Consider the following 14236-nt stretch of genomic DNA (forward strand, 5'->3'; position numbering starts at 1 on the left):
AAAAGGATTTGAGATGTTAGTCTTAAATACTTTTTTTATTGTGTAGTTAACTGAGAACAGGATTCTATTTGTGTTGGCACAACGAGCTTTAGTTCGAGTAACTCAGAATTGTTTTTCATTTGAGTTGACACAACAAGCTTTAGTTCGAGTAACTCAAGTCGGTTTTTCGTTTGAGTTGATACAACGAGTCTTAGTTCGAGTAACTCAAAACTGTTTTCCGTTTGAGTTGACGCAACGATCCTTAGTTCTATCAACTCAGAACTAGATTCTATTTGAGTGGGTGAAATGACTAGTATTTAACCCCATCCTATCCAATTTACATAAACTTTAAAAAAAACATTCGGAATTTACGGAGCATTTACATAGAATCTACATGCCTATGCTAGAGTAGAAAAGTAAGAAAAAGGAAGCTTATTAGCAACGGAGGGAATTTTGTGCAGGTTAAATTTGAAGATATTACAATGGCTTATGGAGAAAAAAATGTACTCCAAAATATCAATTTTGTTATCCCTGAACATTCCTTGGTTTCGATACTTGGGCCAAGCGGCTGTGGAAAGTCAACGACATTGATGTTGATTTCTGGACTGACCACACCTTCAGAAGGAAAAATCTACTTTGGTGAAAAAGATGTGACCAAAGCTGATGCTGTAAAACGAAAAGTAGGAATGGTTTTTCAGAATTATGCGTTATACCCTCATTTATCCGTATTAGAAAATATCATGTTTCCTTTGAAAATGGCAAAAATGTCTAAAAATGAACGAATAACTCGAGCGATGGATTTAGCGAAATTGGTTAAAATACAAGATCATGTGGATAAAAAACCGAAACAGCTCTCAGGAGGACAGCAGCAACGGGTAGCAATAGCACGTGCGTTAGCTAAAGAACCTTCTATATTACTGATGGATGAGCCGTTATCGAATTTAGATGCACGATTGAGGATTGAAATGCGAGAAGAGATTCGCCGTATACAACAAGAAACAAATGTGACGACTGTTTTTGTTACACATGATCAAGAAGAAGCGTTAAGTATCTCTGATCAAGTGATGGTTTTAAATGACGGAGCCATTCAGCAAATTAGTGAGCCACAGCCATTGTATGAACGCCCAGTTAATCTATTTGTAGCGAAGTTCTTGGGAACTCCTATCATCAATACCTTTTCTGTGGATGAGCAACAAGTCAATTGGTCCAAATTATCTAGTGCTTTGAGTTTTGATCCAACTTTCCATTCTATTGGAGTCCGAGCAGAGAATTTTAAAGAAGCTGCAGATGAATCGCAAGGATTTATTAGCGGTCAGATTCGACATATTGAACGAGTAGGGAAAGATACTTCTATTAAAATCAAATGTGGAGAGAAAGAAGTCATTGCTACCAATCTTTCTGGAAATTATATAGAAGGAGATATTCTTCATTTGACAGCAGATGTACAAGATATTCTGCATTTTGATAAACAAGGGAATACGATGGTGTTGGAGGAGGCTGTTATTGGATGATTGAAAAACCGACACTGAAAAGTACCCTGCGAGCATGGGCTTACATTGCACCAATGATAGCTATTATTGGGGTCTTTAATATCTATCCGATCCTTAAATCACTTGCCATGAGTTTTTACTCTGATTACAATTTTTATCAAGATGTTGTCTACGCTTATGGTTGGGACAACTTTATCCAGATTTTTAATGATTCAAATTTATTTTTAGCAATCAAAAATACCTTTATCTTTGTATTGGGTGTCGTTCCTTTATCGATCATGCTTTCACTGGGTATTGCATTACTTCTACATAATGTGCAGTTTTTATCAGGATTTTTTAGGTCTATTTATTTCTTGCCATTTGTTACCAGTACGGTTGCTATCTCAATTGTCTGGAATTGGATTTACCATTCCAGATATGGCTTGATGAATTATTTTCTAGGACTATTCGGAGTGGACCCAATCAATTGGATAACGGATCCAAAATATTCCATGTTGGCATTGGTCATTATGGCTATCTGGAAAGGACTCGGCTTCAATATTATTCTGTTTCTCGTAGGATTGAACAATATTGACAAAGGCTATTACTCGGCAGCTAAGGTTGATGGAGCCTCTGATTTGCAACGGTTTACTAATATCACAGTTCCATTGCTAGGACCAACGACATTTTTGGTGACAGTTATGGGAGTTATCAGTAGTTTTAAAGTTTTTGACGAAGTGTATTCGCTTTTTCAAGGGAGACCTGGACCAGGGAATTCAGCTTTGACAGTGGTTTATTATATCTATGAAAAATTTTATACCGAATACCAATATGGTGTTGCCGCAGCCGCTGGAATTGTGTTGTTCCTAATTATCTTAGTGGTTACGCTTATTCAAATGGCTTACAACAAGAAATTTGTTCACTACTAAGAGAGGAGAAAAAAGATGAAGGAATTATCCAATAAAGCTATCCCAAAAGTATCGCGTTCACTTTTGGCAGATTTTTCAAAAGAACGTGAGAACACAGATGTAGGGAGTAAAGTTAAAAAAAGCATCCTTTATATTTTGTTGGTTTTAGGAGCAGCAACGATGTTGATTCCCTTTATTTGGATGGTTTCTACATCCTTGAAGACTCCAGGAGAAACGGTTGCTATGCCACCGGTTTGGATCCCTGATATCTTGCAGATAGGAAATTACGCAGAAGCTTTCGAGGCAGCACCATTTGGCCGTTATTTTTTGAACAGTGTGTTTGTTACCGTGCTTTCTACGGCAGGAGAACTAATCACAACGATTTTGGCTGCTTTTGCCTTTGCTAAAATTGAATTTTATGGCAAAAATATTTTGTTCACATTATTGATTGCGACGATGATGGTCCCCGGTGAAATCCTGATCATCCCTAATTTTGTGACACTATCCAACATGGGATTGATCAATACATATGCGGCGCTGATCGTTCCCTATCTAGCAAGTGTTTTTTCGGTATTTATGCTGAAGCAAAGTTTTCAATCGGTTCCAAAAGAATTGCATTATGCAGCTAAAGTAGATGGCTGTAGTGATTTTCGCTTTTTATGGACGATAATGGTTCCGTTGGCTAAATCGTCAATTGTAGCTATTACCATTTTGAAAATTATTGGAAGTTGGAATGCATTTATGTGGCCTTTGATCGTGACAAATGATCGTGCTTTACGTACATTGCCCGTTGGTCTGCAGGCTTTTACAACTGAAGCTGGAACGCAATATGAACTTCTGATGGCGGCAGCAACTATTGTGGTTATTCCAATGGTTATTGTGTATCTTTTTCTCCAAAAATACATCATTATGGGGATTTCAAAAAGTGGATTAAAAGGGTAATTTATATAGGTTTTATGCAATTTAAAAAATAGAATTAGAGGAGAATGACAGATGAGCAAAAAAAGGAATTGGTTAACATTTGGTACAGGTTTACTGCTTTCAAGCAGTCTTTTATTGGCCGCTTGTGGAACAGGAAATGAAGAAGCAGATGCAGGGGGATCAACTAAAGCAACTGAAGGTACAGAAGAAACTGAGATTACTTTTTGGCATGCGATGAATGGCCCTCACCAAGAAGCCATCACAGCTTTGACGGAAGAGTTTAATGAATCACAAGAATTGTATACCGTAGAAGAAATGAACCAAGGGGACTATGAAACGCTTGAACAGTCCATTATGGCCTCTGGTGTTTCGGGAGATCTTCCTACATTGTCTCAACTAACTCCTGGTTTAGTACCGGATTTGGCGACCAACGAATTGCTTTTACCACTGGATGATATTCTAACAGGGGAAAATGGCTTTACACAAGAAGAATTGGATGATATCTACCCAGGATTTATGGAAAGCTCTGTGTACAATGAGCAAACTTATGCTATGCCTTTTTCAAAGTCAACGCGTGTCATGTACTACAACCAAGATTTATTGGATGAATATGGGGTAGAAGTGCCGACTACTTGGGAAGACGTAAAAGCTTTAGGTGAAAAAATGGTTGCTGCTGGAGATGACAGTATTGCCATGGGACTTGAAAATGCCTTTGAGATGGAATACGAAACGATGGCTCGTCAAAATGATTCAACGTTCATTGATGGTGAAACATTAGAAGTAGACATTGATTCTCCTGAAAGTGTTGAAACTCTTGAATTTTTAATGGGATTGATTGACGAAGGCCACGCACGTACAGCTGGTGAAGATGGTTTCTTCTCAGGTCCATTTGCTCGTGGGGAAAGTGCTTTGTATATTGGATCTAGTGCTGGATTAGCACATGTTGGACCTGTAGCTGAAGAAAATGGAATCAACTGGAGCACGGCTGAACTGCCAACTTACAATGATACTCCTTTAACCATTTTTGCGGGTAATGATTTAGGTGTCTTTTCTTCTGCTACTGAAGAAGAACAAGAAGCTGCAGTTGCGTTCCTAAGCTTCTTATTAGAACCTGAAAATACAGCTTTCTGGTCTATGGAAACAGGTTATGTCCCGATTAGTAAAGCTGCTTTAGAAGTTCCAGAATACAAAACCTATTTAGAAGAAAACCCAACAGCAGAAGCAGCAACTCTTGAATTAGACTATGGAATCTCTGCACCTTCATTTGTTGGATATGGCGAATACCGTAATGAGTTATTGAACACGATGGATGATGTTTTAGTAAATGATGTAGATGAACAAGAAGCGTTAACGGAACTGAATAAGAAGGCAGAAGAAATTATTTCAACTAATAATAACTAAAAAGGAGACTTAAACATGACACAGTATCGTTTTTGGAGTGGTTTACACACCATTGGCGGCAATATCATGGAAGTCCAAACAGCCCAAGCCAGAGTCATATGCGACTTTGGCTTGAGTGTTGGTGGGGATACTGAACAGATTGATGAAACATTATCTGAACTGGAATTTCTCCTTGTGACTAACCAATTGCCTTCAATACCTTACCTCTATGAGACTGAATCGTTCAAAAAAATAAAATTGGCATCTGTCAATGAATCAACTTTGAAGACAACTCTATTTATTTCTCATTTGCATTTGGACCATATGGGGGGATTGCAGTATTTACCAGAAGGAACTGTGGTTTACCTATCTGAAGATGCATACCGTTTGTACTATGTGTTAATTAAAGTCGGTGAAGAAAACCCTAGCAAAGCAGATATACGACTGTTTGATTTTGATACAGCAGTTCAAGTTGGCGATATTACGGTTACACCTAAATGGAGCGATCACGATTCAGTCGGTTGCAGTGCATTTTTTATTGAAACTCAAGAATTAAAATTGATTCACTCTGGAGATGTTCGTCTAAATGGAGAGCATCCTGAACGCATCATCGAATGGGCAAATGAAGCAAAGGCATGGAAACCGGATGTGCTTCTTTTGGAAGGAACCTCTTTTAGCTTTGATGGTGAAAAAAAGCAAGCAACAGAAGAACCTGTTTCTGAAAAGGAACTGCTTCAAAAGTGGGGAGAATTGTTGCAAGATGATCCTGATTCAATTATTTTATATAATCCTTATATTCGGAATATCGAGCGTATAAAAGCTATTGCTGAAGAAACTGAATTGTATGGACGTAAAATGGTTTTTGAATCGGCATATGCAGAAGTACTGCATGCATTTTATCCCGAAAAAAAATGGCGGATTCTAGAAAGCACTCAAATGGATATAAAGGAATATGTAGAAGAAGTGTTGACTTTACAGGAATTGATTCAACATCCATCACACTATGTTTTACAAAATAGTTATAAAAATAAAGAGACTGTGACTTATTTTAATAACGGCATTTATGTCCATAGTAACGGGGAACCTCTAGGAGATTATGATGCACGTTATGCAGAATTACTGTATTTTTTAGAAATTCATCAATTTTCTTTTGTTCAAATGGGGACGAGCGGTCATGCGACAAAAGAAGATTTACTTACGATTGCTGAAAATGTTGGCGCAAAACAAACGATTCCGTGGCATAGTTTTAAACCAGAAGTCTTCCAACAGAGATTAATTGAAAAAGGATTGGACAGTTTTGTTCCAGAAGTAAACAAGAACTACTTGGCGAAACAAAAGACTGAAATAGGTGTGATAGAGTAAAGTGTGTTTGAAAAGATTCGCATCGTTACCAGGTTAATTAACCTATAGAGTAGATTGATTAACCAATTGCGTCACATTTTTTGTAGAAAAGTATATTATCATTCATAGTAAAAAAGGAGTGAGATTATGATCTCACTCCTTTTTTACTATGATTTTTCAATTACTATAACCATTGTTTATTAATATTGATATAAATAGATTTGACGACTTGTACCATTACGATATAGGATAGGACAATTAGTATCATCCATTTCCAGTAAGTCGTTGGCAGTGTTACAAAGTCAAAAAATGTTCCAAATGTACTGCCTGGAATAAACACTGCAGCTGCTACAACAGCAAATGTTGAGATGGTTACACTCATACTAGCTCTACTTTGGATAAATGGAATTTTTTTCGTTCTGATAATATGCACGACAACGGTTTGAGTGATTAAACCAATCACAAACCAACCAGTATGGAATAGTGCAGCATCTTGGACGGTATTGGCTTGAAATACAAACCACATTAAGATAAAGGTTAGAATATCAAAAATAGAACTGATTGGTCCAATACTAAACGTAAACTTTAATAAATCTGAGGTTCCCCATTTAGATGGTTTCATTAAGTCTTCAGAGTCCATTTTATCCCAAGGAATCGTTAATTGAGCAACATCATAAATAAGATTTTGTACTAAAAGTTGAATTGAAAGCATAGGCAAGAATGGTAAAAAAGCACTTGCAACTAAGACACTAAATACATTTCCAAAGTTTGAACTGATTGTCATCTTGATGTATTTCATCATGTTTCCAAAAACAGTCCGACCTTCTAAAACGCCATCTTCTAAAACTGTCAAACTTTTTTCCAAAAGAATAATTGAACTGGCTTCTTTAGTAATATCAGCTGCAGTATCAACGGAGATACCTACATCAGCTATTCTCAATGCTGGAGCATCATTGATTCCGTCGCCCATAAATCCAACAGTGTGTCCTTTTTGTTGCAACAGCTCAATGATCCGAGCTTTTTGAGTGGGGTTTAATTTAGCAAAAAGATTCACTTCTTCTGTAGCGTCCATCAGTTCAGTATCTGTCATGGATTCAAGTTCTGTTCCAAGGATTGCTCGATCGACTTGGATTCCGACATCTTTGCAGATTTTTTGAGCAACGATCTCATTATCGCCTGTCAATACTTTTACATTCACACCATGTTCATGAAGCGATTTAATAGCTGTGATAGAGGATTGTTTTGGCGGATCTAAGAACCCCATGAAACCAACAAGGACCATATCAGATTCGTCTTTAATGGAATAGACAGCTGAATCATGAACGTTTTGTTTATACGCAACACCAAGGGCACGCATGCCTTCTTTATTCATCTTGATGCTAACTTCTTCCATCTTTTTTTGTAGCTCAAGAGTTAATGGAATGATTTCGTTATTTAATTCTACATATTGACAAACTTTCAGCATTTCTTCAACGGCACCTTTTGTGATCATTAATTGCTGATTACCGGCTTTAACAGCAACAGTTAGGCGTCGTCTTGAAAAATCAAAAGGGATTTCATCGATTTTCTCGATTTTTTCTAATTCATTTTCTTCACGATTCTCATTGAAGTACTCAATCACAGCATGATCCATCACATTTTTCCAACCGGTTTGGTAATTGGAATTCATATACGCTAATTCTAAAACACGATTACTTTCTTCACCAACTGGGTTAACATGTTGCACTAAAACAACTTTGTCTTCCGTTATGGTGCCTGTTTTATCAGTACATAAAACATCCATAGCGCCTAAGTTTTGAATGGCATTTAATTCTTTAACAATTACTTTTTTCTTAGACATCGTAATCGCACCTTTAGCAAGGTTGCTGGTAATAATCATTGGCAACATTTCTGGTGTCAGACCAACGGCTACGGCTATTGAGAAGAAGAATGCTTCGCTCCAATCTCCTTTTGAGATTCCATTGATCAAAAAAACAATAGGGACCATAACCAACATAAATCTGATCAATAATTTACTTACATTTTTTACTCCGCGGTCAAAACTCGTTTCGCCTCTAGACTTAGAAGATTGAGCAGCGATATCGCCAAAGAGAGTATCTTCACCAGTTTTAACAACAACAACTTTACCTTGGCCGCTTAAAACATCGGTACCCATAAACAGTAAATTAGGAAAATCTAAAGCGGTCAACTGTGAATCTTCTATTTCTGTTTTCAAAGAAGCAAGTTTTTCGATGGGCATGGATTCGCCAGTCATTGAAGATTGATTAACAAATAAATCCTTTGCCCAGAACAAACGAGAGTCTGCTGGAATCAAATCTCCAGTTGAAAGAGTGACAATATCACCAGGAACCACTTCATCGATTGGAATTTCTTTTGTTACGCCATCTCTAGTCACAGCGCAAGTCGTTTCAATCAGTTCTTTCAAAGCTAAACTAGCTTTTTGAGAACGGTATTCTTGAATGAAATGAAGACCAGCACTAAACAAAATCATCATGGCCATCACAATACTGGCTTCAAAATCTTTAGTGGCAGATGAAACGACTAATAAAAGAGTCAAAACATAAATAAAAGGATCTTTAAATGCTTGAAACACTAATTGATACCAAGAAACAGGCTTTTGGGCTGCTACTTCATTTAGCCCAAATTCTTCTAAACGTTTTTTCGCTTCTTGATTGCTTAATCCTGACGCATTTGACTTCAGCTGTTTTAAAACAGCTTCTTCTTTGAGGTAACCTAATTCCTTCAATTGGTTATTTTTAGATTTTTTTTCTGTATAAATAGAATTCTTTTTGTTTGTCATTATTATTTCCTCCCTTGTCTTACCAAAAGAAATAAGGTTTACTGCACGAGTTTCCTAACCAAGAAGAGGTTCATAGCAGGCTTACTTATTCCTTCTTTCATTCTCCAAAAATCATCACCTGGACTATCATTACTAGAACTTTTTTCCATACCACTCACCTCACTTTTTTTGATCAAACCATTCACTATATGAAATGATAAGACAAAGCTTCAAAATTAGGATTAAAACCTTTTTGTAAAGACAACAACAAAAAAAGCATATACTCTATTCAACGATAGAGTATATGCTTGAATGTCCATTCCAAATAAACGATTCCATATTTAGCTAAATTTTTTTTCATATCAAAAAAACTTTAACCATCTCCATCGTTGAGTTTTAGCACTATATGGCGTAGATTGTCCATCAGCTACATTAAAAATAACCTTAATTCGATTATTCCTGTTGACCCATTGGTGTCTCTCGACGTTTTTGGGCAGCAGCGTGTGTCCATATAGGAGCCTCACCTAACAGAAGTCTTATTCATTTCATATTCTATGCTAGCTCAAAGATTTTTAGAAGTCAAGTTACTCTATTATTTTGATAAGGATACTTAGGAGAATTATTTTATTTGTTAATATTACAAAGATACTTAAAAGTTGAAGAGTAGAATTAGGGTTTTATATAACAATAAAAAAAGACCAAAGAAATTTCCGAATTGGAAATTTCTTTGGTCTTTCTCGTTTTCAACTAATTAATTTTTAACACTAGCGCGACTTAAGTCAAACTCTACACCAACTGAATTGAAAATGATTCCTTCAACAGCAGGGTTACGAAGTTGTGTTTCTGCTTCTTGGTACAAAGGAATGAAAGCAAAATCGTCAGTTATGACTTTATGAGCTTGTTGGAGATCTTCCCAACGTTTTTCATCATCATTTGCATTTGTTGTTTTCGCTTGGTCGATCAAAGCATCATAATCGCTATTTGCATATCCACCTTCGTTATAAGGAGAATCGCTGTATAGCAGGTCCATAAAGTTAATGGCATCCGCAAAGTCAGCACCCCATCCAGTAAGCAAGATATCAAAATCACGAGTATCAGCTAATGCAAGACGGTTCTTCTTAGGTACATTACGTAACTCAACAGAGATACCAGGTAAATTATTTTGAATTTGGCCTTGGATGTATTGACTGATTTGCTTGCTCTTTTCATCATCGTCTCCAACAAAAGATAGAGAGATACTATCTACGCCTAATTCAGATTTAGCTTCTTCCCATAGCTCTTGAGCACGCTCTGTATCATAAGATAAGAAAGTTCCTGCTTCTTCAGTAAAATCTTCACCAGTAGCTGGATCAGTTACAAAATCAGCTGGCAAAAATCCTCCGATTTCAGTTGAACCATCTGCTAAAACAGTATTCACTAAATCATCTGTATTGATAACCAGTCCTAAAGCTTCTCTTAATTTTTCGTTTTGCAAGTATTCATTATCCCAATTGAATTCCAAATAAGAGGTTCTAGCTTTCTTTTGAACGACAACATTTTCGTCTTCAGCGAATTGCTTAACGATCTCTCCGGTTAATTGAGCGTTATCTACTTGTCCACCTTCAAATAAATTAACAGCAGTACTAGTTTCTTTTACAACTTGAACATTCACAGCGTCTAACGTCACTTCATCAGCTGCATAGTAATCATCATTTTTTACTAAGTCCCAAGTTAGTCCCGTGCCATCCCAATTTTCTAATGTAAATGGTCCATTAGCGAGTAATGCTTCACTAGAAGTTCCGTAGTTATCGCCTTGTTCTTCAACAAAGGCTTCATTTTGAGGGAAGAAAGCCGTAAAGGCTAATAGGAATTCGAAGTAAGGTGTTGGTTGCGTTAAGTTAAACGTAATTTCATGATCGCCATTAGCCGTAACGCCTAGTTCACTGACGTCTGTTTCTCCAGCCATAATTTCAGGTGCGTTAACAATCGTTTCTGCTAGATAACTATAAGAAGCTCCAGTATCAGGATTGACTAATTTTTGCATAGCGTACACGAAATCATTTGCTGTAACAGGATCGCCGTTAGACCAAACAGCATCGTCACGAAGTGTATACGTATACGTAAGTCCATCTTCTGAGATTACGCCTTCGTCAGCTGCAATAGCGGGTACAGGATTTCCTTCTTCGTCAATACGTAATAATCCTTCAATAACATGTCCCAAATAATTGGAACTATTGATATCAGTAATTAAAGCCGTATCCATGGTAGATAACTCTGTAGGGGCAGTATAATTAACGACTTGTTCCCCAGAGGTAGAGCCTGCAGAATCACCGCTCGTTGAATTTGAACCTTCGTTCCCACCACACGCTGTTAATAAAAATGCGGTACTCATGGTAGCTGCTAATTTATATGTTTTTCTCACTATAAACACTCCTTAATCTAATTTGATTAACCTTATTTTAATATAATAACACGTTTATACAAAAAAATGTGTGATTTAATCTAAAATTCACGCAATTCTGAATAAAAACAAGAATATAATACGATTAAAGAGTGTTGTTTATTTTTTTTTTGTCAAAAAAAGAACCTTCTTACAATTTATCGCAAATCAACGATAAGTTATAAAGAAGGCTTCAATTTTAAGATAAAGCTTGTTACTGACTAAGTTTTTTTGATGAATTGGTCTTTACAGTGTGGGCATTTGATACTAATTTTTCCTTTGTTTCTGGGTACGCGCAATTTTTTATGACAGTTGGGACAAGAGTAATACTTGTAAACTTTTCGTTGCAGAAATTTATTCCGCTTTTGGTTCCAACTCCTAGTAAATTGACGAGTGGATGCTAAAAATTTTTGGTTTTCCTGATACCGTTTTGTCCGATTGCGGGAAAAAGTTCGATAGTAACCAAGAATAATAGCTGCCCAGCCGAGTAAGCCAATGATTGACCAATTGAATAAGTTAGCTAAGACAACAACAGCCAGTCCCCCATAAAGCAAATAGGTTGAAAGTTTATCTACCCCATATCTCCCAATCATAAATTTTTGAATGTAAGTTTTAAATTTTCTCATTTAATAGTGTCTCCTCTTTCTCTTTGTTCCATAAGATTAGCATTAAATAGTGTAACATGTTGACCAGCATTCAGCGACAGTCTTTAGTCTGAGTTGATAAAAAATAGAGTTGCCAAAGGATCAAAAACGATAATATACTTTAAGAAATTATTAGTTTGTTGCTCTATTCATGTATGGGTTCATCAGGCTTTACATTAAGTATTAAAACGCTTACGATTTATATGAGGTTGGTTTTACAAAAAAGGGGGATACCATGAAAAAAGTGAGCTGTTTGTTAATCGTATTAGTAGTAAGCGGGTGTGCAAAGTCAATTGTTGAGAAGCCTAATGAAGATACTTCAGAACAGGTTTCATCAAGCGAGTCATCGGTACAAGTGGAACATCAAACTAGTGAAGAAAAAAGAGTTTCATTTGTGGGAGTAGGAGATAACCTGATTCATAATGTGATATTTGAAGAAGCGCAATTAGAAGACGAGACGTTTGATTTTAAACCTATGTTTGAAAATGTAGCTGAGGATATTGAAGCAGCAGACTTAGCTTTTATTAATCAGGAAACTTTGATTGGTGGAGATGATTTTGGTTTCTCAGGTTATCCAGCCTTTAATACACCTAGCGATATGGCAGACAATTTAAATACTTTAGGGTTTGATTTAGTAAATGGAGCATCCAATCATTCATTGGACAAAGGCAAGCAAGGTGTCATAAATACTTTAGAAATATGGGATAAGCAAGAAAATATGATCTTTACTGGAGTGTTTGATTCACAAGAAGAACGGGATGCGATACCAGTTATTGAGCGTGATGGAGTAACGTTTTCCTTTTTAGCTTATACATACGGAACTAATGGAATTGAGCCTGATGTTTCGTATCGTTTAAATTACTTTGATGAAGCGTTAATTACTCAAGATATTGAACGGGCAAAGCAAATTAGCGATTTCGTTATTGTCTCTGCTCATTGGGGCGATGAACACATGCTTGAACCGAATGAGTTTCAAAAAAAATATGCCCAATTGTTTGCGGATTTAGAAGTAGATGCAGTAATTGGAACTCATCCTCATGTGATTCAACCAATTGATTGGGTAGAAGGTAAAAACGGGAACCAGACATTAGTCGTTTACTCATTGGGTAATTTTCTCTCTGCGATGTCTACGGGAACTGAAAATAATATGTTAGGAGGAATGATTTCCTTTGATTTTGTAATGACTGAAGAAGAGAAAAGCCTTGAAAATGTGAAATGGGATGCGACAGTGATGCATTATACAGGCAATAAAAGCGATAATAAGGATTCAAGAAAGGCGTTTAGAATTTACCAGCTGGATGATTATACCGAAGAAATTGCCAGTCAACATACCCTTAACAGCTCTCAAGGAAATCAAATTTCTAAAGAGTCTTTACAGCAGACAACCGAAACAGTTATTGATGCTGAATTTCTAAAATAGAAGGAACAAAAAAGTACGGTCACCATTAGTTAAAAGTTGTTTCAATTGGAGGGCTAAAAATGAGTTTAGTAGAAGTAAAAGGGTTAACTAAACGATTTGGGAAATTTACTGCTTTAAAAAACGTCGATCTCTCTGTAAATGAAGGTGAAATTTACGGATTTATTGGTCCCAATGGTGCCGGGAAATCCACAACTATTCGTGTTTTACTTGGGATGTTGAAACCAAGTGAAGGACAAGTAACGATTTTTGGGCAAGACGCTTGGAAAGATGCTGTAGAAATTCATAAACGGGTTGCATATGTTTCAGGTGAGGCTAAACTATGGCCCAATTTAACTGGCGGTGAAGTAATTGATTTATTCATAGCCATGCGCGGCAATGGAAATCAAAACCGGCGTGATGAATTGATTCAACTGTTTAAACTGGATCCGTCAAAAAAATGCCGCACTTATTCGAAAGGGAATCGACAAAAAATAGCCTTAATCGCTGCATTTGCTTCTGAGGCAGACTTGTATATTCTTGATGAACCAACTGCGGGTTTGGATCCATTGATGGAGCGTATTTTTCAAGAACTTATTTTAGAGATGAAACAACAAGGTAAGAGTGTATTGTTGTCGAGTCATATTCTTTCTGAAGTTGAAAAGCTGTGTGATCGGGTAGCCATTATTCGCGAAGGTGAAATTATTGAAACAGGAACATTAGCTGAGATGCGCCATTTGACACGAACAAAATTAACTGTTGAGACAAGTGAACCTTTGATAGATTTGCTCGAGCTAAAAGGTGTACATGATGTTGTCCAGACAAATACGGGATGGGTATTCCAGGTAGACAGCGAAGAACTCGCGAAAGTTATTCGCCATATCAGTCAATTTGGTATTTTGAAACTTGAAAGTGCTCCTCCGACTTTGGAAGATTTATTTATACGCCACTACAAAGGGGACAGTCAGGAACAAAGTGGCTTAAAAGGGGGTGTCTAGCG

The 14236-nt window shown here is 36.8% G+C and carries 10 protein-coding genes and 1 riboswitch; of the genes, 7 read left to right on the top strand and 3 right to left on the bottom strand.

Translation table 11 applies throughout. The features are described 5' to 3' along the window. Window positions 1–434 precede the first annotated feature (434 nt). The 5 genes from CAR_RS02405 (at window position 435) to CAR_RS02425 (ending at window position 6019) form a co-directional block, all read left to right on the top strand. Entirely contained in the window at window positions 435–1490 is a 1056-nt protein-coding gene (locus CAR_RS02405) for an ABC transporter ATP-binding protein (protein ID WP_013710138.1), read from the top strand. After that, window positions 1487–2377, top strand: coding sequence for a carbohydrate ABC transporter permease (locus tag CAR_RS02410; RefSeq protein ID WP_013710139.1), 891 nt, complete (start codon window positions 1487–1489; stop codon window positions 2375–2377). The genes CAR_RS02405 and CAR_RS02410 overlap by 4 nt, the downstream gene beginning before the upstream one ends. A 159-nt stretch (window positions 2378–2536) precedes the next feature. Further along, entirely contained in the window at window positions 2537–3298 is a 762-nt protein-coding gene (locus CAR_RS02415) for a carbohydrate ABC transporter permease (RefSeq protein ID WP_052303153.1), read from the top strand. 51 nt (window positions 3299–3349) lie between these two features. Continuing rightward, a complete protein-coding gene (locus tag CAR_RS02420; protein ID WP_013710141.1) occupies window positions 3350–4678 on the top strand; it encodes an ABC transporter substrate-binding protein in 1329 nt (442 codons plus the stop codon). 15 nt (window positions 4679–4693) lie between these two features. After that, the gene (locus CAR_RS02425; RefSeq protein ID WP_013710142.1) at window positions 4694–6019 is read left to right on the top strand and encodes an MBL fold metallo-hydrolase; all 1326 of its coding nucleotides are present in this window, start codon (window positions 4694–4696) and stop codon (window positions 6017–6019) included. Between the two features lie 163 nt (window positions 6020–6182). Here CAR_RS02425 and mgtA read toward each other — a convergent pair whose 3' ends face one another. The 3 genes from mgtA to CAR_RS02440 form a co-directional block, all read right to left on the bottom strand. Then, window positions 6183–8798: a magnesium-translocating P-type ATPase gene (mgtA, locus tag CAR_RS02430; RefSeq protein WP_013710143.1), complete on the bottom strand. Its 2616-nt coding sequence runs from the start codon at window positions 8796–8798 to the stop codon at window positions 6183–6185. 354 nt (window positions 8799–9152) lie between these two features. Continuing rightward, a riboswitch (M-box (ykoK) riboswitch) is annotated at window positions 9153–9316 on the bottom strand. A gap of 212 nt (window positions 9317–9528) precedes the next feature. Beyond that, entirely contained in the window at window positions 9529–11178 is a 1650-nt protein-coding gene (locus CAR_RS02435; protein ID WP_013710144.1) for a peptide ABC transporter substrate-binding protein, read from the bottom strand. A gap of 239 nt (window positions 11179–11417) precedes the next feature. Beyond that, complete coding sequence (locus CAR_RS02440; protein ID WP_013710145.1) at window positions 11418–11822, bottom strand: Zn-finger containing protein; 405 nt, start codon at window positions 11820–11822, stop codon at window positions 11418–11420. A gap of 253 nt (window positions 11823–12075) precedes the next feature. Here CAR_RS02440 and CAR_RS02445 point away from each other — a divergent pair, with 253 nt between their 5' ends. After that, window positions 12076–13260 carry a CapA family protein gene (locus tag CAR_RS02445; RefSeq protein ID WP_013710146.1) on the top strand — a complete coding sequence of 395 codons (1185 nt, stop codon included), beginning with the start codon at window positions 12076–12078 and terminating at the stop codon, window positions 13258–13260. 59 nt (window positions 13261–13319) lie between these two features. Beyond that, window positions 13320–14234, top strand: a complete 915-nt coding sequence (locus CAR_RS02450) for an ABC transporter ATP-binding protein (protein ID WP_013710147.1) — start codon at window positions 13320–13322, stop codon at window positions 14232–14234. The last annotated feature ends 2 nt before the right edge of the window (window positions 14235–14236 follow it).

The sequence above is a fragment of the Carnobacterium sp. 17-4 genome, from assembly GCF_000195575.1.
Lineage (GTDB): Bacteria > Bacillota > Bacilli > Lactobacillales > Carnobacteriaceae > Carnobacterium_B.